This window comes from Pseudomonas sp. TMB3-21 (genome assembly GCF_054898145.1).
The window spans coordinates 5,375,602-5,398,319 of the sequence record NZ_CM142718.1; the positions used below are offsets into that span (position 1 = coordinate 5,375,602).

A 22,718-nucleotide genomic window follows, 5' to 3' on the forward strand; every position below is an offset into this window, starting at 1 on the left:
CGCAGAAGAAGACGACGGCGTGGCATCAACGTTTAGGCAGTTCGATAAGCGCTTTCAACCCGCCCCACTCGCTCTCTTCCAACCGCATCACCCCGCCCCACGTATCGACGATGTCGCGCACGATGCCCAGTCCCAATCCGTGTCCATCGGTCTGTTCATCCAGCCGTGTGCCGCGGTTCAGTACCTGATCGCGCTGTGCCTCCGGGATGCCCGGGCCGTCATCTTCCACACTCAGTTGAAAGCTTGCGGCCGTCTCGACCACACTGAGTCGCACTTCAGCATCCGCCCATTTGCAGGCGTTATCCAGCAGGTTGCCGAGCAACTCCAGCAAATCCTCACGATCCCAAGGCAGCGACAACCCGGCCGGGGCGCGATAGCTCAACTGCAGATGGTCGCCATGAATCATGTTCAACGTCGCGAGCAACCCCGGCAATTCCGCGTCGCAATCAAACAACGCCCCTGGCAACGCATCGCCAGACAAGCGCGCCCGATTGAGCTCGCGGCTGAGGCGCTGCTGGACCTGTTCCAACTGGTCTTTGAAGATTTTGCGCAGCTCGGGATGGGCATCCAGTTTTTCGCTCGACGCCAGGCTCAATAACACCGCCAGCGGTGTTTTCAATGCATGGCCGAGATTGCCCAAGGCATTGCGCGAGCGCTTGAGGCTGTCTTCGGTATGGGCCAGCAGATGGTTGATCTGTGCCACCAGCGGCTCCAGTTCCACCGGCACTTGATCGTCGAGCTGTGAGCGCTGGCCCTGCTGCAATTGAGCGATCTGTTCGCGGGCCTTTTCCAGCGGCCGCAACGCACGCCGCACGGTGATCCGCTGCAACAGCAGAATCAGCAGCAACCCCGCCAGGCCCAGGCCCAGACCGATCTGGTGCATGCGCTGAAAACTCTCGCGCACCGGCGTGTAATCTTGCGCCACGCTGATCGAAATCGACTGGCCGAGACGTCGGTAGTCTGAACGCAACACCAGTAATTGCTGGCCTTCCGGGCCTAATTGCAGATTGCTGTGCAGGCCGGGATGGTCGAGGCGCGGCAGTTCCTGATCCCACAATGAGCGGGATCGCCAGTGGCTGTCAGCAAAATCGATACGGAAATAGTGCCCGGAAAACGGTCGTTGATACGCCGGCGACAAATGCCGTTCATCCAGCTGCAAACCCTGCGGTCCGCGCACCAGCGCCACCAGCAGACTTTCACTGTCGTTGCGCAGCCCGGCTTCGAGGTAGCGCTGCAAGCCCATTTCGAATAGCCACAGACTGGTCTGTGCGAGCACCAGGCCGACGATCACCATCACGCTGATCAGGCCCAGGCTCAAGCGGCGCTGGATCGATCTCACTGCGCTTGCCCGCCGAACAGGTAACCCTGACCGCGACGGGTTTCGATCACGCTGCGCCCAAGCTTGCGCCGCAAGTGGTTAACGTGGACTTCCAGCACGTTGGAATCGCGCTCGGTTTCGCCGTCATACAGGTGCTCGGCGAGGTGGCTTTTCGAGAGGATCTGTTCCGGGTGCAGCATGAAATAGCGCAGCAAACGAAACTCCGCAGCGGTGAGCTGGATGTCAGCGCCGTCACGCGAAACGCACTGCCGCCCTTCATCCAGGTGCAACCCGGCCGATTGCAGCGTCGGCTGATTGACCTTGCCGTGGGAGCGGCGCAACAACGCCTGGATGCGCAAATGCAATTCTTCGGGATGGAACGGCTTGGTCAGGTAATCATCGGCACCGGCCTTGAGCCCTTCGATGCGCTCGGCCCACGAGCCGCGCGCCGTGAGGATCAGCACCGGGGTCGCCAACCCCCCAGCCCGCCACTGCGCCAACACATCAAGCCCCGGCACACCAGGCAGGCCGAGGTCGAGAATGATCAAGTCGTAGGGCTCGCTGCTGCCCTGATACACCGCGTCGCGACCGTCGGCCAGCCAATCGACCGCGTAACCCTGGCGGTTGAGGCCGGCGATCAGTTCATCGGCCATGGGCACGTGGTCTTCCACCAGAAGCAAACGCATCGGTCAATCTTCCTTGTCTTGCAATAGCAGGCCATTGGTTGCATCGAGGTCCAGCTCACGGACCACACCTTCGAGGGTCAGCAATTCGACTTCGTAAATGTAGACGTCGTGTTTTTCTTCAAGCTCGGCTTCGAGCAGTTTCGACCCGGGATAGCGGTCCAGCGCCTGCTTCAGCAATTGCTCGAGCGGCATGATCACACCTTGCTGGCGCAGGCGCAGGGCTTCGTCCTGGTCGAGGTCGCGTGCCATGGCCAATGAGCAAAACGCCAGGAGCGCCAGGGCCAATCGGCTGCTGACGCGGCATTTCGAGGAAAACACCTTCATTACGTATCCTGATGATCCTTGAGCACCGCACCGCTCACCGCATCCAGTTCCAGGTCCCAATTGAGACCTTGCGGATCGCGCAGTTCCACCTGATAGATGTACTTGCCGTACTCTTCTTCCAGCTCGGTTTCGGTGATGGTCGAACCCGGATGCTTGGCGATGGCGGTAGCGTTGAGCTTTTCGAAAGACACAATGGTACCAGCGTCCCGCAGTCTCAGGGCTTCGTCCGGACCGAGGTCGCGAGCTTGAGCGATGCTGGCCGTCATGGCGATCAGGGAGGCGGTGAACAGGGCAGTCAGGGTTTTCATGGGAGTCTCCGTATTTTTTATGTGTTGCGTACGGCGGCTACCTTAGTCAGTCGAACTTAATTGAAGCTGAATTGCCATCATGGTCGCACCGCGCCACGCGTAGGAGCCGGCTTGCTGGAGATGGCGGCGTCTGCATCGCTATCGCGATCGCCAGCAAGCCGGCTCTACAGGGCGGGTTCGGTCATCACCTTTCGTGGTGCTCTGTATATAATCCCCGCTCGCCAGACATCGAGGCCGGTATGACCGCCATCCATATCAAATTCCCTTCCCTGACGCTCAAGGCCGGCCCCCGGGCCTTTGCCCGCATCCGTGAAAACGGCTTAAGCGCCGCCGACGTCGGCACGCTGCCCGGTGCCGCTGGTGGGCCCAAGGCATTGGGGATTCAAGGTCTGGACCTGGCACTGTTCGGCGAATGGCTGCCTGCTGCGCCGCGCGAACGTTCGCTGATCGGTGCATCGGTCGGCTCCTGGCGCTTCGCCAGCGCCTGCCTGCCGGATGCCGCCGAAGGGATTCGCCGCCTCGGGCATTTATACACCGAGCAGCATTTCAACAAAGGCGTGACCATGGCGCAGATCAGCCAGAGCTCGCAGCGCATGCTCGATGAGCTGCTCGACGGTCGCGATGCATCGATTCTGGATAACCCGCATTACCGCTTGAACATCATGGTCGTCAGAAGCCACGGCCTGCTCGCGGACGATCACCGCGGGCGGCTGGGCCTCGGCCTGTCATCGGTGATCGCCGACAACCTGCGGGGTCGCGCGCGACTGTCGAAGCATTTCGAACGGTTGATCATCCACGATCCACGCCTGGCGCCTCCGCTGGATGCGCTCAACGATTTCCCCTCGCGTTTCGTCGCACTCAACGCCGGCAATTTGCGTCAGGCGCTGCTCGCTTCGGGTTCGATCCCGATGGTCATGCAAGGCGTCAGTGATTTGCCGGGGGCCGGCGCGGGGATGTTCCGCGATGGCGGCCTGCTCGACTATCATCTCGACCTGCCTTACAGCGGCAGCGACATCGTGCTCTATCCGCACTTCACCGACCGGGTGATTCCCGGCTGGTTCGACAAAACCTTGCCGTGGCGCCGCGCCTGCCCTGCGCGCCTGCAGGATGTCTTGCTGCTGGCGCCGTCGAAGGAATACCTGGCGCGCCTGCCCTACGGCAAACTGCCGGACCGCAACGACTTCAAGCGCTTCATGGGTGATGCTGCAGGCCGGCAAAAATACTGGCGCGCGGCGATAGACGAGAGTCGCCGGCTGGGTGACGAGTTTCTCGAACTCGCCGCCTCGGGCGGTTTGGGCGAGCGCTTATTGACCCTTTAGTCAGTGTTTTCCCGCAAGCCCAAACGCAAGCTGTTAAACTCGCCGCCTGCCCATATCGCCGCGGCGATCGCCACCTGACAGAGCTGAAAACACTGTGGAAATCTTCAAAGATTCCACGGTAGCCTCCCGCCAAAAACCCCTCCGTTTCAAAAACAACCCCATAACCCCCGTATCAGGCGACATCCGAGTATCACCGCGTACCACGTGATACCTTCCCAGTGACACCGACTTAGTACATCATCCAGTACATTGAGAATTGAAAGCAGAGGATGTACTAGTGGCTATCTCGGACACAGCGGCCAGGCAGGCCAAGCCGAAGGACAAGGCATATACCCTTCCAGACTCGCTTGGACTTTCCCTCTATATAGCTACCAGCGGCATCAAGAGCTGGCATTTTCGTTTCACTTGGCTTGGTAAGCAGGCGCGTATTTCGTTCGGGACTTACCCGGACACAGGCCTAAAGGAAGCGCGCGCACGTCGAGACGCGGCACGGGAAGACATTGCCAGCGGGATTGACCCGCGCAATTCGAGAAGGGAAAAGAAGGCCGAGATGATCGAGGCCGGCGACCGAACCTTCCGTCGTGTGTATGACGAGTGGCTGGCATTCAGGAAGGGAAGTATTTCGCCCGGCACGTTCCGGATCATCAGCAACCTGATGGAGCTGGATGTTTTGCCGGTGTTCGGCACAAGGCAGATCGACTCAATCAAGCGCGCTGACGTCATCAGCTTGATACGCAAGATTGAGAAGCGCGGCTCGGTGGCCACTGCCGTGAAAGTTCGGCAACGAACCGGGCAGGTCTTCAGTTACGCCATCGCCATCGGACTGATTGAAGTCAATCCGACCGCCGAGATGCACGCGGTCACGGAAAAGATGGGGCAGCACAAGCCGCACCCGTTCCTACCTTTCAGCGAAATGCCAAAGACCATGGCTGCTATTCAGGCTTCCTCGTCCGGTCACCCGCTGCGCGCTGCGCTCATGCTGATGATCTACACCGCGTCCCGGCCGGGCGAAGTGCGGCGCGCCGAATGGTCGGAGATCGATCTCGACGCCGCTACCTGGACCACGCCCGCCGCCAAGATGAAAATGCGCAGAGATCACTCGGTCCCGCTATCGACTCAGGCAGTCGAGGTTCTGAAGAGCATGCTGCCTATCACCGGTCACCTGCGTTACGTATTCGTAAACCGAAGTGACTCAACACTGCCGATCGGCACCAACTACGCCAACAACGTTTTGGACGCCTGCGGGCTGACTGGCAAGCAATCACCCCACGGATTCCGCCACCTGTTTTCCACCGAGATGAATGGACGAGGGCATAACCGGGACTGGATCGAGCGCCAGCTTGCCCACGCCGACAGCAGCTTCATCCGTGACGTGTACAACCACGCGGCCTATCTGGAGCAGCGCCGCCCTATGATGCAAGAGTGGGCAGATCTGGTGACTCCGAAGTGATTACGCCTCCCTGCAATACCACGACTGCGCATACAGCCGGCCGTCGAGCTCTTCCAAACCGCTCAGCGTGAAAGCGTTGGTCGCCATTCCCGACAGTCGAGCATCGAGCAGTGGCGGCAGAGGAGTCGCGTCGAGCGGCATGCCCTGCGGCCGGATCTCGGCGATATCGCTGCTTCTATTAAGAGCCTGGCACATCTGACTCCTGATGTTGATGTCGCCCCTGATCGGTTTTTGGCCTTGAATATCCTTCCAAGACCGGGCGACGCCGTGCTCTCTCATGTGGGTGATTAGGAAATACATCTTGCTTGCTCGATACTGGATAGATAAACAGTATCGTTTCCGTCGGACGGATGATCAACAAGCCGCTGACCATCGGCAACGCAACGATCTATTCGGGCTCTGGTCTACGCTGAGAGACCAGCGAGGAACTGACCGTGTGCGGACGACTCACCCAGTATCAAGGAATTCATGACTTCGTTGCTGCGTTGAGCATGCCCAACCCGCTAATCAACAACGCCGGCGACCAACCGTTCGAACGCTACAACGCAGCCCCCACCACTCAGCTGGCGATCTTCCATCAGGAAGGCGAGTACCTGCACGCTGACATGGTTCGCTGGGGATGGCGGCCGCACTGGGCCAAGGACCGTGCAGCGCCGATCAACGCTAGAGTTGAGAAAGTCGCGCACGGACCGTTCTTCCGTGCGATCTGGCCGCACCGAGCAATCATCGCGATCAACAACTGGTTCGAGTGGGTGGATGAAGGCGAACCGAAGAAGCAGCCTTACCTAATCCGCCGGCGGGATCGCTCGCCAATCCTGTGCGCTGCGATTGGCCAATACCCGAACGCCGAGCATGAGCCGAGCGAGCACGACGGCTTTGTCATCATCACAGCCGACAGCGCCGGCGGCATGGTCGACATCCACGACCGCCGCCCGGTGACGCTATCGCCCGAGCTGGCCCGCGAATGGCTGGACCCGGCCACACCGAAGGAGCGCGCCGAACAGATGGTGCTGCACCAAGGCGAACCTACCGAGGCTTTCGAATGGTTCAAGGTTGACCGGGCGATTGGCAATGTGCGCAATCAAGGCCCGGATCTGATCAAGCCGATTGAGGAAACCGGGCTGTTTTAAGCAGACGTCAACGCGCGTAGTCGTTCTTCGGTCGCTGAATCGAAGATGACGTAAAGTTTGTCGATGACTGCCTCCGGCAGTGCGCGGGCCGATTCCAGTCCGAAAACAAAGCCTTCAGCCTTAGCGCCCGCCTTCGCCGCAATGATCATCGAGTCTGCCCGGGTGATCTGAGCGAGAAGCTTGTCGGCCGCACGCTCGATATTCGGACTCAGTTCTAAACCTTCCATGCTGCCACCTTTCAATCTGAGAATGGGCGAATGATAGCCCCATGTGTCCAGCCGGGCGACCTAAGCCCCGCCTACGAACATCCGTCTCTCGGCGGCGCGCCGCTTCACTAATCCGTTGAGCACTTTGCCCCCCGCCTTGTTCCAACGCGGAAACTGCTCTGCAGCGGCTGCATAGTTGCGGGTGTTCAACAACTTCAGAAGCGTCGACGTCCCGAGGTTCATCGCCCCGACGTTGTAGACGAAGCTCAGCAGCGCGTCCCATTGGTGCTGGTTCAGCGGGACTTTCACAAGCCGCTCCACTTCAGGCTCAAACCGGGCGATATCCTTCATGAGCATCTGCTCGGCCTGGTCGTTCGTGATGGTCATGCGCGGGCCGATGCCGCGAGTGGTGCCGTAGCCGATAGTCCAGACGCCTACCGAGTCCTGATAGGAGTTCAGGCGCAGGCCCTCAAACGATTTGATGAGGTCGATGCCTTTGATTGAGGTGCGCATACTTTTCTCCGGGCAAAAAAATACCCGCTCGATGGCGGGTTTCGTTGGGTTGATTGGCGAGTCAGCTGATGTCGAAGACTATGGTCTGGGGGTCAGCTACGATTACCGGGACGGCGGGCTCGACTGGCCACAGTGGCGCGGCATACCAGGTTGGTTGAGTTGTGACCTTGCCCAAGGCGAACTTGTAGGTCTTCCATGCCTTGAGGTTGATCAGAAGCGCGGCCTGCTCAGCCTCATCCTCTGCAGTTGCTTCGCCGATATCGATGCCGAAGCCGATCGTGTCGATTCGTTCTTGAATGCGGGCGATCTGGACAAGAGCCTTTGAGTTTTTCGAGGTCAACTCAGCTTTGGCGGCCGCCAGCTGCGCGGCTTGCTGAGCTTCAAGCTTCATGGCTTTTGTGACGACTTGGGACCAGTCGATATTCATTGGATGACCTCGGGTACCGATTCGGCGAAAGGCTCTGGTAGCGGCGAAGGAAATACAACCGGACCATCTGGCACGTACTCCAGCGGAACGGGAAAGGCTTGTTCCTGGCTGAAGTTCCAAGGCAAAGGCAAGAACAGCGTCAGACTGATTCCACTTTCAGTTCTGTCGATATCTCCCCAAAACCATTCCGACGAGACTGCAGACGCTGGCAAGGTATCGCCGACACCGAGCGGCGTGAAGTCGAAGATTTCGCCATTAATAATGAGTGAGTCACCGCTTTTAATAACTTCTAGAACGTCATCACGACGCTGAGGCGAAAGATTAATTCGCATTAGAACCACCTCCCAATCGCAATGATTTGCACGTTGAACGAGTAGGTTCCTACCGAAGGAACCATCAGAAAGAAATTTTGAGTGGCAGAGAGAGATGGGAAAGCCGACCCCATTGCCGCCCAGCCCAGGCCACCGCCGTTCACGACACTCATTGTCACGGCTGGAGAGTCTACAAAAGTAGCCGCGAAGGCCAGTCCGTTTAAACCGAGGTATGCAACACCGTTAGCTTGAGCAGACACCACAAGCGACCCAAGACTCACCGTACGAACACATATCATTGTGCCGTCGGCAAACTTAGTGAACTGACCGTTGGCGCCAGTACCTTTCTCAATAATAGCTCCGGTGGCAGTGCCACCAGATTGAGATACGGTACCAACAGCGGGAGCTATGTATACCCAAGGGTCCCAAGTTGTGCGTTTTGTGCGGGTATATCGCTTGCCATCCAACTCACTGATGAACGTTTGTGCGCAATAGGCTGGACTGACCGGCTGAACAAAAAGCCAGCCACTTGGGTACGGTGTCATAGTGGAGCCGGTCACGTAATAGAAACCGAAGGTTTGCATCGTATCCGCATTCACGCTGGAAACGATTACAGGCTCGCCTAAACCCAGGTTCACAAACTTGGAATACAACTCATCAAAATTACTCTGCGCCTTGGTGAATGCACTTCGCGGCGTGTCACCGCCCACACCGGTAGGCGCAGTGCCGAGGTTGATCGTCTGCTTGGCCATGATGTTTCCTATTTTTCAGGCATAAAAAAACCGCTCATGGGCGGCGTGATAGTGCAGGAACTACTAAACGCTTAACTTGGCGAACACAGCAGGCATGAAAAAAGCGAAGGGGTTTTGGAATCCCGCCGTCACGGCGTACAGCACTCCCGCGTTAAAATCCCAGAGGGTTTTCAGAAGCCGTCCACCCGAAGACCCGGTGACCATCTTCATTCCGAAAGTGTTGATCAGAAGGTACTCATTTTCTGGGAAGTTGAAGGGCACGGTATAGAAACTACTAACGCTGCCCGTCTGCGCTGTTTCGGAACGAACGTAGGTCCAATTTTGAAATGATCGGGTGAACAATGCCGTCGGAGTGCCTGAGTCAAACAGTAACTTCGACGCGCCATCCCACAATCGCATGCCGTAGGTGGCGACCGGCTGCGCGCCAAAAGTTGCAGCGAAGTAACGACCATTTGGTTGAGCTGTGTTCACGTCATAAGCCCTGACGTAAAAGCCGGTCCAGTTACCGGCCGATCCGATCAGCTGCATAGCAGTAAGTCCGGCGAGCCCCCCAGTGTCTGGTCGACAGAACACCAATGGAGGCTCTTGACTGGTGATGACCAATGGGAAGTAGGTCGTTGAGCCTAAACCTCCCCCCTCCGTCGGCGCATACCGGCCCTTACAAATTACATTGAGCCGAGCAAACTCGGAATCAATCACAACCTGGTTGCTGTTGTTGATGAATGTAAGTCCATAGCTCATTAGGCAAACCTTATGACCATCAACCGCATGGTCCCGCTGGTGGAAAAACTCGCCGCGTATGTGCGCGTGTGGTTGTAGACACGCGCAACCCCAGCAAGCATCTCGGTTTCGAATTGGTAAGCAGTGGACTCGTCGTATGGGCCGATAGGTATAACAATCGCGACAGAGTTCGAAGCATCGCTACCAGGCACAGAGAAATCCTGGCTGGCCTTGGCGCCCCCGAGTGGAAAGTAGACCAGTGTTGTAAGCACCACTCGCATCGTGAATGAGTTCTCATCGAGCTGGAGCGCCCCATCGGCGCCCCATGTACGCATTCCATAGGCCATGCTCTACCCCAGATACCCGAGACGGACGCGCAGCACATTATTGGCGTCGTACACCGAAACGTTTTGCGAGTTAATGATGAGACGGCCCTGACCAGGCACTACTCCGTTGATCTCCAGAGTCCCGTCCTTGTTCAGAATCCATCCCTGCTGACCGGCGATGTAGTTGGTGGAACTGATATAGCTGCCGATCTTGGCGTTGGTGATGGTGCCGTCGAGAATGAAGGCAGATTGAAGAAACGCTTGGCCGTTCTGAACCGCAAATGGAACGGACAGGTTGCCGTTGATTCCGTTGACGATGGCGAAGCGATCAGCGCTAACCAAGAACTGGCTTTGCAGCCCGGCAGCTGTGTTCTCAATACCAAGCCCAATACCAGCAGCAACGTACTGGCCTTGAGCGTTGACCTGCATTTTCACCGACCACATCGTCGATAATTTGCCATCAGTGCTTGCCTGAGCCTGCGACACCGTCTGAACTGCAGCTGAGGCACCATTGGCCACGGCCTGCACCGTTGCGATCTGGCTTGCCATGGCGCTATCGGCAGATGCCCGGGCCAGGCTTTCCGTCTGGACTGCAGATGAAACTCCATTGACGGACACCTGCACCACATCGATCCGTTTCCCGGTCGCTACGCCGTCCTCGATGCGAGCGGACTGCTCTGACCAAACACCGACGAACATCTGGTCGGAGCCTGCGTATCCTGCGGTATCCCCTGCAAGCGCGGGATTAACTTGAGCAAACACGCCATCGATCTTCGTCGCCTGAGCGTTTACCTTTCCATCGATCGTCGTGACCTCAGTATCAAGATCGGTGATCGCTTGGGCCTGCGCTGCTATCCCCGTCTCCGCACTACCAAGCCGCGACGTGATGCCGGTTATAGCGGAGCCTTGCGCAGTGATGGTGTCGCCCTGATCCGTCACTGTCCCGGTCAAGCTGTTCAGCGCATCGACACTCGCCTTACCGGTCAGCTCCGTTTGCAAGCCGGAGATTTGTTGAGCATTCGCTGTCGTCTTGCCGTCCACGGTAGTGATGTTGGCGGTGTTCTGAGTGACCTGAGCCGCAAGGCCGTTGGCGGTCCTGATCGACTGGCCGCTGTTCACCCAGTAAGTCGCGTTCGGCGGCCCATTCGATCCATCTGCGTTTGCTGGAACGTCGGCAATCGCTGTCCATAGATTGTCGCCAGCCCTGACAGTGTTGTCCCTTACGTAGGGGTCGGTCGGAACATAGACCAGAGCATCGACCAGATCACCGATCTCGTCTTGCAGGTCCTGCAGCCGCTCGTTTACCGAGCCAGGGCCGCTGCCATCGATCAGGTCAATTCTGTCCAGAAGGTCCTTACCGAGCTCCGTCTCTCCGATCTTTCCTGCCATTGCAGCCAGGTAGGCGGAAATGTCGTTGGATGTAGACGCCGGCACGTACAGGAATGCGCTCTTCCCATAGGCATTTGACGAGCGCACGAAGTAATAATAATTCGTGTAGAACGCCAGCCCAGTATGGGTGAACGACAATCCTTGCCCCAAGTAATCCGCATCTGCCGCTGTTGCCGTTGGCGAGGTGCTGAAGAAATACTCGTAGGTACCGCCGTTCAGACCGTAATTCGGATTCTGCGGAATCAGCACGATGTTATCGATCGAGGACTGAACGACGCACGACTCTGGGATAGGCGGACCGTTGATGCTGACGGAGATAGCGGCCTCACCCGACCGAGCCAATGGACCTGCTGCTGCCACGCTCATCGTGTAGTTGCCAGACAGCAGACCGTTAATAGCGCATTCCGTGGATGTCGCCGGAACGTTGTGGGACTGGGTGACGTTCACGCCTTGGCGCACGGTGACAATGTATTCCTTCACGATGCCTGCCGGTGGAAGCCACGACAGCACGCCCTGAATCACTTCTGCGGTCGCTTGCTGGGTCCACGTGAGATTCGTCGGCGACCCCAGCCCGCCGGCTGGCAGATTGATGAAGCCGATCGGGTTGTACGGCTGCCCCACTGCGTCGCTGAAAATTGCCGGCTCATACTGGGCGACCGACACGCTGCAGCCGTCTTTGTTGCCCATCGACCAGTTGGTAACGATGAACTCCCCAAGGATGTTGAGCGAAGGCAGATTGACCCGGATGACGCGACCCGGACGGCAGTTGTAGCCGGACAGATTCATCGGAATGTTGATTGTCCCGCCGCCGCGACGGCGCCGCAGTTCGATGTTCGCCAGGCGTTGAGCTTGGTAAGGATCGGTAACGTAGGAGAAGGTCAGCGTCTCGGCGGCTTCACCGCCATCTTCGACGACCCACTCATCAACCCGCACCTCTGGATAGTCCGTCTCGGTCCAGGACTGGGACGGATCAATGAAGGTGCCGCGCACCGTGTTGATGGCCGCGTCGTTGGTTGGCTCGGTGCTGCCGGTGATGGTGCCAATCACCATGTCTTCGGTGATTTCAAAGTCGTACGGGCCGTAATATGCCCCCGCTTGGAGCATCCACTTACCGCCCACACGAATCAGCTTGCCGGCGCAGGCCGCCTCCAGCTTTTGCAGTACGCCGGTGCGCTGCTCGTCGGCGCCGATTACGCAGGACGACCGATAGCGCTGACTGACCGAGCCGTCCGCGTTGGTGACGCCCTCGTCACAGACGTTGGCAGCACTGACAAAGGTGGGGAAAATGATCTCATCGTCGGGCACGCCGCATCTTGCGCGCAGAAACCACAGCATGTGGAGTGCGGTATTGCTGGAATAACCAACTGTGCCGGAGCGTGGATCGTAAATATCATTGCGCCCGCGCACGACAAAGCGGACATCTGGGATGCCGGACGGGTACTTCTCAGCGCTGTAACGAAGTGACAACCGAACAAACGACAGTCCGCGTCCGATTTGACTATCTTTCCAGCCGGCACAGTTGGCCAGCAGGAACGCATTAACTTGCGTGGGATTCACAATCAGTTCGTAACTTGCGAACGCACCGAACGAACCGATCTCTTCCTCGCCAAGATAGATGTTTTCCAGTGCATCAATTGGGCCCTCGCTCAGCACGTACACCATGTGGAGCCATTCGCCCTCACCCTGGAAACCCGCTTGCTCTTGCGCCCACACCAATACGCCGCCAGTCGCCACGCGCCCGAGAATGAAGCGGACCGGCGCTTTCGATGACCTGACGGTTTGGGCGGATGGTTCGTTGTCGCGGAGTGGTGATTTGGTGTTGAGCTTTTCCTGCTGCTCTGCGGCGTAGAAGGCCAGGCCCGCGCCGATGACAGCGCCCCAAGGGCCGCCCTGCGCAAAACCAACCACTGCACCAACGACAACCTGGGCGAGTTTCTTTACTCCAGAGCTCATTATTCAACTCTCCATGCAGCCAGCGGCTCACAGTCAACCCGAGCAACGCCGTCATCGGTCGTTGACCAGTAATCGCCAGCCCAGAAGACAGCCATGCTTCGGCCCCGCGGCGCGTCGTACAGCACGACGTCGCCGCGCTGGACGTATGGCAGGGCAACCCTTGAGAAGCAGGCATCCCAAGCAGCTTCGAGGCTGCCGTGTTGCTTCTTCAGCTGCCGCTTTGCGCCGCTCTCGGTCTTGTATTTGCCGCGGTAGTTCGCCGCAGGATCCACACCGCTTACAGCTGACGAGCAGTCGGCCGCGAACAGGCAGCAGTCGAATTCGCCCCACGAAAAAGGCCGCCCTTGGGCAGCCTTGATCACGTCATGCAGACGCGTGGTCCAGTCTCTTTGTCGCATGGGCGGTTACTCGTAATTGAATGTGGGAGCGTCTTTTGTGGACCCCCAGTAAATGGGCCATTCGGACATTTGGGCGATGGCATAGAAGAATCGATCACCGCCGTGGCGCGCGCGGTGGTTCTCATCGGTGAATCGCTCGGTACCGGTCCGGCTCCACTCCGCCATGCGGTCAATGACCGGCACTGTGATGCTGTTGCCGTCCTCTCCATTGCCGGCGAACGAGAACTTGGCAGCGTCCATGCGGCCGGAAAACAGGATGTCGGCGGCGTAGTTTCCGGCCTCGTCGAACACTACGAATAGGACCTTGGCCAACCGGCCGCGACACCCGCGCACGTTGGTTTCGGAAAGGATGTAAGAGTCCAGCCCGCTCAAGGTCAGGTCGACCGACATGGGCGAACCTGAGTTGTCGCTTTCCTGCGACTGGCTCACCTCTCCGAAATTGCCTACGCCGTCGTAAGTGATGCCATCAACGACCAGTTGGCCGGTGCCGGTGTGCGCGAAGACCATGCCGTCGACAAAATCGAGCTGCACGGCGTACACCGGCATAAATTTGCCTGTCGCGATGATGTCCACGACGCTTTGACTGAATGGGAATGCCGATGGCATCAGAACGCCTCCCTGAATTGGTAGCTGCCGTTGGCGACGACCGGACGGATTAACAGAGCCCAGGTATCCGAAGTCATGCGCATTTCTGAGTAAGGGTTCAGATACTCGATCGCTGCACCAGCCGTCATGGTCTTGCGGATCCGCTTGTTAAGCGTGACTGTCACCCTCCCCTGTGCGTTCGAGGAAACAGGGTCAGTTACCTCGAACATCTCGCCAGCAATCGTGATGTAGTCGCCAGCGCTGAACACAGGAGCGTTTGGTGTGGCACCCTGAATCAGCATGCTGCGAGCCTGGGCATTGCCAGTTACGACTGTGAGCGATCCCACGCTGACAGTGCGCCGGCGAGTGAATGCCGGTAGGTTGAAAGTCCCGAACATCCCATCCAGCTTGCCGAGGAATGACGTGAGCTCGCGCTCCTGCGCGCGCGTCAGGAGCCCAAACGTCAGCGTGCATTGCCAGTAAGCACCCGCGAAACCGACGATTTGCTGGGCGTTCGAAAGCGTCGAGGTGAACGCCCTGCTGTTGTTGACGACGCCCCACGTCATTTCTGACGGGCGCAGCGAAGCCGGCCACGTGAGAGCCATGCGTTACTCCTTAAGGCTTAGCGCCGCGCGATCAGCTGGCGGATAGGTCCGTTCTGTTTCAGGTCTCGCATAACCATCTCGTATCCGCCTTTCGCGCCCTGATAAGCGGCGTCCTTTACAAGGCTGATGGTCGAGTCGTCAGGCGTGCCCTGAAAGCTGAACTGCTGGGTGATGCTCGGCGCCGCTCCACTGGAAGACGCGCCCTGTGTGACGCTGGTAGTAGCTGCAGCCGCAGTAGGAGTGACATAGCCGCCATCGGAGTATCCGTTGGAGTTGCGGTTCATCCGCTCGAGGAATTCCCTTGCACCTGGCTGGCTGACAACTTCCTTTTTCACCACGAACTCGCCACCGTGCACCACGCCCTTCGGCTCGAACTTACCGCCGTCACCGGTATAGCCACCGCCGGAGAAACCCATGCCAAACCCTGCCCCGGCAAAGCTGCTGAACATGGCTACAGCCGCCTGCCGCACCTGAATGCGGATAAGGTCGGAAATGATTCCGTCGGCTAGATCAGAAAACGACAGCTTCCCGGTCTTCACAAAGTCAACGATGGCGTCCTCCATGTTGCCGAACGCGTTACTGAACAGATCTCGGGTCTGGCCGGCGACATTGGCCGCTTCGTCGGAATACGTCTGAAAGGCTGAGGAAGCACCGCTTACCCAGTTCTGCTGGGCTTGATCCAGTTGGTTGTAATAGTCCTGCTGGTTGACCAGGCGCGCGGCTAGCTGCTCGCGTAGGGCTTCGGTCTGCTGAATGTACTCGCCCTGATTCAAATCCTCGCTGGTTCGCTGGGCTGCCAGTTCTTTTAGATCGCTCTCATACTGCTGACGCAGCTGCATCTCCTCGCGCAGACGCTCACGGGTTTTATCGCCCGATCCGAGCCCGGCAAGGTCCATGTCGTACCCATTCTTCTGGGTCAGCGTTTGGCTTTGCTGAGAAATCAGGAACGCGTTGAATTTGGCGGCGGCTTCGTTTGCCTCCTTGATTTTTTTAAGTGCGTCCAGCTCTTCAGCCTTACCCTTGAGATAAACCTTTTGCTTCTCGGTTAGGCCATCAAGCTTCCCCGCTTCGATCTCGAAAGCCAGCTTGGTCGCCTCGGACGCCTCCCTGCGCTTATCGGTTGTGACATTGATCAGCTCGATCTGCCGCTGATAGCCCTCGCTTGAGGTCTCGAAGGCGCGCTGCGTGGCGTTTCTTGCCTGCTCGCTGGTTTGCGCGGCTTTCTTGGTCGCATCCTCTGATAACTGTTTGGCGTCCTTCTCCTTGGCGTACTGCAGAAGCAACTTCTGCTGTGCTGGCAACAACTTGCCGAGCTCGCCGCTCTCAATCGCGTAGCGGACCTTGGCGGCTTCGGTGTTCTCCCCCTGTAGGGCTGCCTGCTTCTTCAGGGTCTCCAGCATCTTTTCGTAAGCAGGGTTCGTTGCGTCGGTGCGGGCGTCACCGACGGGTGATTGGGCGGCCACGTCAGCAGCCCCCTTCTGCATGCGGTTTTTGAGCGCGGTGATAGTGCGGGTTTTCGCATCTAGGCCGGAAATCTCTTTGTCCAGGGCATCCACGTTGTAAAACTTGAATTTGTAGAACGCCGTGTCGCCGGCCTGGCCTTTCATGAGCTTGGCTCGCAAGTCGCCAAGGTCGCGCATCTCCGACATGGTCACACTGAGCTGGTTATTCAGCCCGGCGACTGTCTGCTTGTCGTCACGGAAGAAGTCGAGGAATTCTCCGGAGTTGAATCGATCCATCGCCTGGGAGAGCGACAGGATGCCCGATGCAAAACGACTGCTCGCACTCGTTGCGTTGTCCAGGTTGCCGGCAGTCATCATTAACGAGTTGTTGAATGCAACCATTGCCTGGCTTCTGGTGACCGATAGGCTTCTGGTGACCGATAGGCTGCTGGCCAACTGGTCTACTTTGTCCCTCTGGTTCTGCAGGGCCTCAACCACCTTTTCCGATGTGAGCTTGCCTTCTGCGCCCATTGCCCGGAGCTGACCGATCGTGACGCCCAGCCCCCGAGCGATCGCCTGGGCAAGTGCCGGTGTCTGCTCCATGATCGAATTGAGCTCATCGCCGCGGAGCGTACCCGAGGCGAGAGCCTGGCCGAACTGAACCATGGAAGCGTCGGCAGCCTGAGCGCTGGCACCGCTAAGCGCGACGGCTTGGCTAACCGTCTTGCTGATACTGGCTACCTCGCCAAAGTTGAGTCCCAGCTGTTTGGCGTTTTGCGCGATCCGCTGGTAAACCTGTCCGGTGGATTCCATCGACTGCCGGGTGTCTTGCGCTACCTGGAACACGGTTTGCTGGGCGAATGCGAGCTGCAGGGAGCCTTCCGTGACCAATTTCAGCCGGTTGGTGAGGTTGGTGTATGCCTCGGCGTCCTTTGCCACTTTGACGGCCGCAAGCATGGCCGTTGCTGCTGCTGCCAGGGGTAATGGGAGGCGCCCAGCCGATAAGGCCAGGTTGCTGAGGCTTTGCCGCATACCTGCAACCTGTGGTGATGCGGAGCCTGCCTTGTCGCCCAGGTCTTTCAGTGATGCGCCGGCTTTGGCCATCGCCGGGCGCATGCCGACGCCGGCCTTTTCGACCTCTCTGAGAGCTCTTCGGGTGTCATCTGCTTTCTTCTCGGCGTCCCGGCTGTCGATCTCAAGAACGAGGCGTGAAGTTTGAGACATGATTTTCTCCGGGCGTAAAAAAACCGGCAATAAGCCGGTTTTCTTTTATGGAATCGTCTTCACGCAACCGGTTGGGTCGCGGAGGTCATTTTTTTACAGGGGTAAAACCCTGGACAGAAACGTTAAATAAATTTTGAGCGCTGTTCCTGAGCCCATCGCACCAACTCTGTCGCCCACAATCAAATTTTCCAACGATCGAATATCGCCCATCACCGAGGCCTTGCTTGTATACCTGCCCATTCAAATAACCGATCTGATTAGTTGGATAGGTCTGGATGAAGGTGTCATTCACAGTTGCGACCTTCATACGAGTAACCGTAGACGCGGCGGTTATAGCTCGGCCCCACATTTCCGAGCACTGTTTCTCGCCCTCGCAAATTGGAGTTGGATGCACCTGCGAGAGTGGCATATCAGGCTTTTTCGGTGGCTGTGCGCAGCCCGACATGACTGCGGCGCAAAATATGAGTGCCGCTGCTTTAAGCAATTTCACGTTTTTAGAACTCCTTCTCATGATTCAGGTGAATCTACCACCATCCGAGGGAAGCGCCAAAACCGCCTGTACGAATCCTCAGTAGCTCAATGGCAAACAAGGTAGTAGCGTTCGGCGGACAGCAGATCAACATACGAGCATTTTCAAGGAGATCCCAGTGAGTGCATACGCCGTACCGGATGGAACCAAATTCGCACAAATCAGGTTTTTACGAAAAGACGGGAAAGCTTACGACCGCCCGCCAGGCAGGCCGGTTGTCATCGCGGTATTGAGATACGACCCGGACCACGGCTCAGGACCAAAAATGCTCACAGGCCTTAAGCCCACGTACGCGCTGGTCGACACCGGCGCCGACAATAACTATGCGACGCCAAAATTGATCGCTGAAGCTGGATGCCCACAGATCGGCACTGCGAGGTTGCGAAATGGCGGAGGATGGACTGATTCAACCCAGCACTTAGCTCATATCTTTCTGCCTGAAACTGGAAACCAGTACGAGACCGACGTATTTTCGTCAAACCTCGTGGACGATGGAGACCACGGCGAAAGCCTTATAATTGGTGTTCTTGTCCTTAAGGCTGGCAGGTTAGTTCTGGACTTTCAGGACAACATCTACCGTCTCTACGTCGCATAACGCGGCCCTTGCAGAGCTTTCATGTGTGATGAAAGCTCGCTCAATCAGTGGTTGATCGGCGAGATCCACGCGACCCGCAAAGATAGTCCTTTGATTGGCGCTCTCAGTCCTCATTGATCCAACTCGATTTACATTATCAGTATCCATCATCTCACCTCGTTTAAGCTCCAGATGTGGAGTTTTACTCCTCGCCATCCCCAGCCAAGCACACCGCATCCAGCGCAAACATCACCTCGTCCACCTCGTCCCGAGCCAATGGCGAAGGGTGCGAGTCCAGCCAGTCTGATATTTCCCGACCCGACAGCGGCAGGGGGAACGCCCCAGCCATGCCGGCGATGAACCGGCGACCCCGGCATACGTTGCGGAAGGTGTTCAGCAGGTAGGCCGTAATCGGATCAGTAGCAGGCTCGCCGGGAATTTTCAGGTTTAGGCGCTGGTAGACCGTGCGCCGCTTTTCGGCTTGGCCCGCCCACTCTCTTTCCCACTGGAAGCGGGCGACGGCTTTCCCACTGTCTCTTCCAGCTCTTCAGCGTTTACGGCGGAGATCTTGCCGCTCTCACGCAATACGAAGATGAAAAACTCGATGTTCGTTTCCAGCAGCTCTGCGGCAACTGTCGGGCTGTATTTGATCGGGTCGCCTTCAGAGTCAAGCACGCCGGCCCAGTCCTTCACAATGAAGTGGCTGAGCAGCATCGCGTGGTTCTGGTGCTCGGTCTTCTCGCCGGCAACTACGCCGACCTCGCCCTCTTCGAAGCGCGAGTCGTTCCGCACCAGGCGGCGGCGCATGCGCTCAAGGCCGATCTGGTACTCGGCATTGTCGATGCCGGAAAGCAACACCTTGGTGTCCTTATCGAAGTCTTTCCACTGCTCGCCAGCGGCGGCAGCCTTCTTCTTGCCCAGTTGCAAAGCCATGATCAATCCTCAACGCCACGCCAATAAAAGGACCGCCCCGGCCGGCGTTCGAGCCGGAGCAGTCAAAGGTGTTACGGAGTAGGGTCAGCAGCTTCTCGGGTGATGGTGGGGCTGAGCTTGGCGACGGTGTAATTCAGCGTCACCTCGATCAGGTCCCGCTTACCGCCGTTCGGAAGCTCTCCATCCACTTCCACTGCTGGGAAGTTGAACGTGTATTTGTTGCCGAGCGCATCAGTGATCGGAAACACCACAGCAATCGGCGCGCGGGTGAAAGTGTTCTTCCAGATCTCCCAAGCGCGTTGCGACCAGGCCAACGTGATGCTGCCGGTGATGGCTGCTTCGGTGGCGATGTGCGCGCCCGGGCCGAGGCTTTCAGAGCCAAGGCATCGCTGAGTTTGGAGGCTGTTGTCGAGGTTGACGGTCATGGCCGAGACGCAGGCTACGCCTTCCAACGACAGGCCATTAACCAGAATCGTGCCGACGTTGTTGTTCGACAGGAACGGCGTGGTGGTCGGGGCGTTCGGCGCCACAACGATCGGCACTTCGCCGTCGGTGTAATCCAGGCACGCCATGTTGAACGTGGCGGTGACCTTGCCTTCGGATGGGATATCCAGGGCAAACGTCGAAACGTGAGCGCCCTTGAACACGCCGTAGACGCCAACATCGTTGTAGCCTTTGGCGATGCTGAAGGTGTGGCGGGTATCGCCCACGCGCAGCACGTCAGCGGTCCACAAGCCATAGAAGGCCGCTTCCAGTAGCTGGTCAAACGAGCCGAACGAGAACTCTGCGGACAGGTCGCCGCCGATATCAATGCTGGTGGCCACCGAGCCTTGGCTGAGCCGGGTATCGGTGATTTCGTCGCTGACCTCAGTGTTGACGGTCGGGGTCAGTGCGTTGCCGGTGAGGCGCAGCGTGTCCCATGTGCCGGCTGGAGTAACGCCAGGCGTCACCTCTTTGATGATGTGACTTACAACTTTTGCGCCTGAGCTCATTGGAGCCTCCTATTCGCGGGCATAAAAAAACCCGCTCATGGCGGGGTTGGCAGGCCCAATGGGCTGGTTACTTGCGGTGCAGAATTCCGCCGGGCTTGAGCTCTTCGCGGAGTACGTCGCGGACAGTTTCGGCAACCGGCTTGATTTGCTCGGCCGTCGCGGAGATGTGACTGGCAAAATCGTCGAGGATCTGCCCGGCGTCTCGCCCATTGACTGCAAAGCGATCAGCAGAGACAAGGAACTGCGAATCCAGCCCGAGCCCGATGCCGGACGCCACATAGCGGCCGTTCAGCAGCTCAACTTTCACGGACCACTCAGAAGCGATCTTTGGCTTCGGGATACGGGCTTCATCGACCTCGGCCTGCCGGATGTAAGCCACCCCGTCGACAACGATGAATGGCTCGGGCTGAGGTTTGTCTGCGGGCGACTTGGAGTCGACTGCTTTACTCAGATCGCCAATTCTCACCGGCCCCCACGGGCCGCCATTGAATTCCATGAGCTCCTTGCCAATCTTCCAGCCAGAAACACCCGGCACGTAGTCGGTACTTTGCATTTATTCCTCTCAGCCGGCGCGAAACCGGATGTTGACGTTGATTTGGTAGAAGCCCTCGAACTCGCCGGCGACCACCTGGCTGGCTTCCATGCACTCAAGGTCGCCGGACATCCAGTAGGCGAAGTGAGCTTCGAGCAAGTCGGCCAGTTCGTTCAGCGCTTTGGTCCCGGTGCGCACGCGAGCAAAGCACTGGATGCTGATCTGCCCGGGCTTACGGGTATACGGCCGGTCCGCCATGCCGGCCATGAAGGCCGATGCGTACTGGATGTTCAGCCGGCACCACAGACCGGTTTCCGGCGGCGTGAACACGGCCGGTTGATTCGGGTAATCGATTCGCTCCGGCGCGAGCCCTGCAAACGCAGCCATTCGGCTGACGATGAGCAACCTGATCTGCTCATAGGTCATTTGTATGCCTCGGATACGCCGATGAAGGCCAAGTCGTAGACACCGCCTGGCGCTTGCGTGGAATGGCCGAGCTCCAGCATTTCGCCATAGGGACTGTTTGTTTGGATGTAGATGACGGGAAACTGGCCCGAGGCTTTGATGAGCATGCTGCCCTTGCTGATGGTGTCGCGGCCAGAAGGGTCGACGTTGTCAGTCACGCTCATGTCCGGCGCGCCGATCGATACCAGGTGACTGCCTCGGAACGTGCCGCCGATGTAGCCCTTCCCTGCAGCCTGCGCTTTGACGAAATAGTTCTCTTCACGCTCACGCTTGGTCAGCTTCTTGAAGGCCCGGCCACCGGTGCGTGCCGCGTTGCGCGTGTCGACATTGGCGTCGTATGCGTCAGCCAGGCCCACGTTCTTTGCGCGCAGAGCGACGTTCGCCTGCCAGAGCTCAGGGTTGCCCACCGGTGAGCGGTTCACCACTTCCGTAAGCATGGCGGTCGCAATGACGCGCGCCATCTGGGTGATGTCCTCGCCAGCCTGATCAGCAAACTCAGTGAGGCTATGGCTCCAGCCCGCTTTGGTGGTCATCAGACTTTCCTCAGCTGGATCTCGTAATGGGCGCCGGCCGGGTCAATCTGGACGTTGACCACGTCATAGCCGTTGATCTTGTGGCCCATATCAGGAATGCCATTGCCGACCGTTTCGTTGGTGAGGGCAATCAGCAACTGGTCTTTGGCTCGGATGTTGATGCCATCGACGCGGTCGATCTTGAACTCGTCGAATACACCGCGGCCGCTGTAGGCGATTACCACCGGATCGGTGCTGGTTTCAGTTACCGGATCCCACGTGCCCGGTAGAGTCACGCCACCGGTGAATGCCTGAACCGCATCAGCAAGATCGGTATCGAACGCCTCCGCCAGCTCGGCTTGAATCTCTTCGCGCATGCCCATGGGTCACCTGTAGACGTTGAAGCTGAAGGCGCTGGCGCGCCATGGGCCCAGCAGGCCAAGCGCGAACTGGACGCCGTCAGGCAGTGACGTGCTTTTGCTCGAATCGATCGAGGCGAACGTCTTGCTGGTCGTGACCGAGCCAGCCTTCACCGTCTTCGCCTCCAAAGAGCCTTCGGTGTGCTGCTGGTAGAGCTTGCCCTGAGAGGCGACCACTGCCAGTTCGGCGCCGGCCTGCTTCACCTCTTCAGGGATGGCGTCCATATCAACGCCGGTGAGATTGAGCGAGGTCAGATAGGCGTTGGCCTGCAGGACCGCGCGCGCCTTCTTGTCATCAGGGGCCCAAGTAGGCCCGAGGATGGCGTCAACGTCCGCCACGGTGATGTAGGTTGCCATCTGGCCTCCGCTGGAATGA

The 22,718-nt window shown here is 58.3% G+C and carries 29 protein-coding genes; 4 read left to right on the forward strand and 25 right to left on the reverse strand.

Annotated elements, in window-relative coordinates:
* Positions 1–25: 25 nt before the first annotated feature.
* Genes ACYZTS_RS24430 through ACYZTS_RS24445 form a run of 4 tightly spaced genes read right to left on the reverse strand, consistent with a single transcriptional unit; the run spans position 26 to position 2,636 of the window.
* Positions 26–1,339 (reverse strand): sensor histidine kinase, encoded by a 1,314-nt coding sequence (locus ACYZTS_RS24430; RefSeq protein ID WP_461992644.1) that lies wholly within the window; start codon positions 1,337–1,339, stop codon positions 26–28.
* Entirely contained in the window at positions 1,336–2,004 is a 669-nt protein-coding gene (locus tag ACYZTS_RS24435) for a response regulator transcription factor (RefSeq protein ID WP_028621709.1), read from the reverse strand. The genes ACYZTS_RS24430 and ACYZTS_RS24435 overlap by 4 nt, the downstream gene beginning before the upstream one ends.
* A 3-nt stretch (positions 2,005–2,007) precedes the next feature.
* Entirely contained in the window at positions 2,008–2,328 is a 321-nt protein-coding gene (locus tag ACYZTS_RS24440) for a PepSY domain-containing protein (protein ID WP_461992646.1), read from the reverse strand.
* A complete protein-coding gene (locus ACYZTS_RS24445) occupies positions 2,328–2,636 on the reverse strand; it encodes a PepSY domain-containing protein (RefSeq protein WP_461992648.1) in 309 nt (102 codons plus the stop codon). Before ACYZTS_RS24445 ends, ACYZTS_RS24440 begins: the two co-directional genes overlap by 1 nt.
* Before the next feature lie 239 nt (positions 2,637–2,875).
* Here ACYZTS_RS24445 and ACYZTS_RS24450 point away from each other — a divergent pair, with 239 nt between their 5' ends.
* Both ACYZTS_RS24450 and ACYZTS_RS24455 read left to right on the forward strand, forming a co-directional pair.
* Positions 2,876–3,955, forward strand: coding sequence for a patatin-like phospholipase family protein (locus ACYZTS_RS24450; protein WP_461992650.1), 1,080 nt, complete (start codon positions 2,876–2,878; stop codon positions 3,953–3,955).
* Between the two features lie 277 nt (positions 3,956–4,232).
* Positions 4,233–5,405: a tyrosine-type recombinase/integrase gene (locus ACYZTS_RS24455; protein WP_461992652.1), complete on the forward strand. Its 1,173-nt coding sequence runs from the start codon at positions 4,233–4,235 to the stop codon at positions 5,403–5,405.
* Here ACYZTS_RS24455 and ACYZTS_RS24460 read toward each other — a convergent pair whose 3' ends face one another.
* The gene (locus tag ACYZTS_RS24460) at positions 5,406–5,705 is read right to left on the reverse strand and encodes a hypothetical protein (RefSeq protein WP_461992654.1); all 300 of its coding nucleotides are present in this window, start codon (positions 5,703–5,705) and stop codon (positions 5,406–5,408) included.
* A 134-nt stretch (positions 5,706–5,839) separates the two neighbouring features.
* On the opposite strand from ACYZTS_RS24460, the gene ACYZTS_RS24465 reads away from it, so the two are divergent.
* Entirely contained in the window at positions 5,840–6,535 is a 696-nt protein-coding gene (locus tag ACYZTS_RS24465) for an SOS response-associated peptidase family protein (RefSeq protein WP_461992656.1), read from the forward strand.
* On the opposite strand, the gene ACYZTS_RS24470 is transcribed toward ACYZTS_RS24465, so the two are convergent.
* The 13 genes from ACYZTS_RS24470 to ACYZTS_RS24530 all read right to left on the reverse strand — a co-directional run bounded on the left by ACYZTS_RS24470 (position 6,532) and on the right by ACYZTS_RS24530 (position 17,876).
* Positions 6,532–6,762, reverse strand: a complete 231-nt coding sequence (locus ACYZTS_RS24470) for a hypothetical protein (RefSeq protein WP_461992658.1) — start codon at positions 6,760–6,762, stop codon at positions 6,532–6,534. The genes ACYZTS_RS24465 and ACYZTS_RS24470 overlap by 4 nt on opposite strands.
* A 60-nt stretch (positions 6,763–6,822) precedes the next feature.
* Positions 6,823–7,254, reverse strand: coding sequence for a lysozyme (locus tag ACYZTS_RS24475; protein ID WP_461992660.1), 432 nt, complete (start codon positions 7,252–7,254; stop codon positions 6,823–6,825).
* A 61-nt stretch (positions 7,255–7,315) separates the two neighbouring features.
* Complete coding sequence (locus tag ACYZTS_RS24480; RefSeq protein ID WP_461992662.1) at positions 7,316–7,681, reverse strand: phage tail protein; 366 nt, start codon at positions 7,679–7,681, stop codon at positions 7,316–7,318.
* Positions 7,678–8,013 (reverse strand): hypothetical protein, encoded by a 336-nt coding sequence (locus tag ACYZTS_RS24485; RefSeq protein ID WP_461992664.1) that lies wholly within the window; start codon positions 8,011–8,013, stop codon positions 7,678–7,680. Before ACYZTS_RS24485 ends, ACYZTS_RS24480 begins: the two co-directional genes overlap by 4 nt.
* Positions 8,013–8,744: a pyocin knob domain-containing protein gene (locus ACYZTS_RS24490; RefSeq protein ID WP_461992666.1), complete on the reverse strand. Its 732-nt coding sequence runs from the start codon at positions 8,742–8,744 to the stop codon at positions 8,013–8,015. The genes ACYZTS_RS24485 and ACYZTS_RS24490 overlap by 1 nt, the downstream gene beginning before the upstream one ends.
* 63 nt (positions 8,745–8,807) lie before the next feature.
* The gene (locus ACYZTS_RS24495) at positions 8,808–9,485 is read right to left on the reverse strand and encodes a hypothetical protein (protein WP_461992668.1); all 678 of its coding nucleotides are present in this window, start codon (positions 9,483–9,485) and stop codon (positions 8,808–8,810) included.
* Positions 9,485–9,799, reverse strand: a complete 315-nt coding sequence (locus tag ACYZTS_RS24500; protein ID WP_461996537.1) for a hypothetical protein — start codon at positions 9,797–9,799, stop codon at positions 9,485–9,487. The genes ACYZTS_RS24495 and ACYZTS_RS24500 overlap by 1 nt, the downstream gene beginning before the upstream one ends.
* A 15-nt stretch (positions 9,800–9,814) precedes the next feature.
* Complete coding sequence (locus ACYZTS_RS24505; RefSeq protein WP_461992670.1) at positions 9,815–13,132, reverse strand: phage tail protein; 3,318 nt, start codon at positions 13,130–13,132, stop codon at positions 9,815–9,817.
* Positions 13,132–13,530 carry a DUF6950 family protein gene (locus ACYZTS_RS24510; RefSeq protein ID WP_461992672.1) on the reverse strand — a complete coding sequence of 133 codons (399 nt, stop codon included), beginning with the start codon at positions 13,528–13,530 and terminating at the stop codon, positions 13,132–13,134. The genes ACYZTS_RS24505 and ACYZTS_RS24510 overlap by 1 nt, the downstream gene beginning before the upstream one ends.
* A 6-nt stretch (positions 13,531–13,536) precedes the next feature.
* On the reverse strand, positions 13,537–14,136 hold the full coding sequence (locus ACYZTS_RS24515) for a hypothetical protein (RefSeq protein WP_461992674.1): 600 nt from the start codon (positions 14,134–14,136) through the stop codon (positions 13,537–13,539).
* Positions 14,136–14,720: a hypothetical protein gene (locus ACYZTS_RS24520; RefSeq protein WP_461992676.1), complete on the reverse strand. Its 585-nt coding sequence runs from the start codon at positions 14,718–14,720 to the stop codon at positions 14,136–14,138. The genes ACYZTS_RS24515 and ACYZTS_RS24520 overlap by 1 nt, the downstream gene beginning before the upstream one ends.
* 17 nt (positions 14,721–14,737) lie before the next feature.
* Positions 14,738–17,386, reverse strand: a complete 2,649-nt coding sequence (locus ACYZTS_RS24525) for a phage tail tape measure protein (protein ID WP_461992678.1) — start codon at positions 17,384–17,386, stop codon at positions 14,738–14,740.
* Positions 17,387–17,471: 85 nt separating this feature from the next.
* Positions 17,472–17,876 (reverse strand): hypothetical protein, encoded by a 405-nt coding sequence (locus ACYZTS_RS24530; protein ID WP_461992680.1) that lies wholly within the window; start codon positions 17,874–17,876, stop codon positions 17,472–17,474.
* 157 nt (positions 17,877–18,033) lie between these two features.
* Between ACYZTS_RS24530 and ACYZTS_RS24535 the strand changes: the two genes are divergently transcribed.
* Complete coding sequence (locus ACYZTS_RS24535; protein WP_461992682.1) at positions 18,034–18,510, forward strand: hypothetical protein; 477 nt, start codon at positions 18,034–18,036, stop codon at positions 18,508–18,510.
* Between the two features lie 426 nt (positions 18,511–18,936).
* Here the strand turns inward: ACYZTS_RS24535 and ACYZTS_RS24540 are convergent, their stop codons facing one another.
* The 7 genes from ACYZTS_RS24540 to ACYZTS_RS24570 all read right to left on the reverse strand — a co-directional run bounded on the left by ACYZTS_RS24540 (position 18,937) and on the right by ACYZTS_RS24570 (position 22,699).
* The gene (locus tag ACYZTS_RS24540; RefSeq protein ID WP_461992684.1) at positions 18,937–19,422 is read right to left on the reverse strand and encodes a hypothetical protein; all 486 of its coding nucleotides are present in this window, start codon (positions 19,420–19,422) and stop codon (positions 18,937–18,939) included.
* 71 nt (positions 19,423–19,493) lie between these two features.
* Entirely contained in the window at positions 19,494–20,414 is a 921-nt protein-coding gene (locus tag ACYZTS_RS24545; protein ID WP_461992685.1) for a phage tail tube protein, read from the reverse strand.
* A gap of 67 nt (positions 20,415–20,481) precedes the next feature.
* Positions 20,482–20,967: a phage tail tip fiber protein gene (locus ACYZTS_RS24550; RefSeq protein WP_461992687.1), complete on the reverse strand. Its 486-nt coding sequence runs from the start codon at positions 20,965–20,967 to the stop codon at positions 20,482–20,484.
* Between the two features lie 9 nt (positions 20,968–20,976).
* Positions 20,977–21,372 carry a hypothetical protein gene (locus tag ACYZTS_RS24555; RefSeq protein ID WP_461992689.1) on the reverse strand — a complete coding sequence of 132 codons (396 nt, stop codon included), beginning with the start codon at positions 21,370–21,372 and terminating at the stop codon, positions 20,977–20,979.
* The gene (locus tag ACYZTS_RS24560; RefSeq protein ID WP_461992691.1) at positions 21,369–21,944 is read right to left on the reverse strand and encodes a hypothetical protein; all 576 of its coding nucleotides are present in this window, start codon (positions 21,942–21,944) and stop codon (positions 21,369–21,371) included. The genes ACYZTS_RS24555 and ACYZTS_RS24560 overlap by 4 nt, the downstream gene beginning before the upstream one ends.
* Positions 21,944–22,306 (reverse strand): hypothetical protein, encoded by a 363-nt coding sequence (locus ACYZTS_RS24565; RefSeq protein ID WP_461992693.1) that lies wholly within the window; start codon positions 22,304–22,306, stop codon positions 21,944–21,946. The genes ACYZTS_RS24560 and ACYZTS_RS24565 overlap by 1 nt, the downstream gene beginning before the upstream one ends.
* A 3-nt stretch (positions 22,307–22,309) precedes the next feature.
* Positions 22,310–22,699, reverse strand: a complete 390-nt coding sequence (locus tag ACYZTS_RS24570; protein WP_461992694.1) for a DnaT-like ssDNA-binding protein — start codon at positions 22,697–22,699, stop codon at positions 22,310–22,312.
* Positions 22,700–22,718 lie beyond the last annotated feature (19 nt).